This window comes from Alcanivorax sp. HI0083 (assembly GCF_001635175.1).
On record NZ_LWFX01000779.1, the window covers coordinates 1 to 362 of the forward strand.

General features: G+C 59.4%; 1 protein-coding gene. It reads left to right on the forward strand.

Going from position 1 to position 362, the window contains the following annotated elements:
• Window positions 1-362, forward strand: a 362-nt coding sequence (locus tag A3754_RS07600) for a cation:proton antiporter (protein WP_197468551.1), incomplete at both ends; no start/stop codon positions are given.

Genomic DNA, 362 nt, shown 5'->3' on the forward strand with positions numbered 1-362 from the left:
CCTGTGGGCCATGGCAGGCCTCACCCTGGGTAAATCCCTGCTGTTGTTTGCCGGCATCTACGTGGTGGGGAGATGGATACTGCCACGGCTGCTGGAAGAAACCGGCCGCACTCGCTCCGATGAAGTGTTTGTCATGACGGCCCTGCTCTTGGCTCTGGTCGCCGCCTGGGTGACTCACTGGCTGGGCTTGTCCATGGCGCTGGGCGCTTTTCTGGCAGGCATGATGCTGGGGGAAAGTCATTTCCGCCATCAGATCGAGGCGGACCTGCGCCCCTTTCGTGACCTGTTGCTCGGCTTGTTTTTTATCAGTGTCGGCATGCTGGTGGACCCAAATCTGTTTGCCGAACAGTGGCACTGGATCA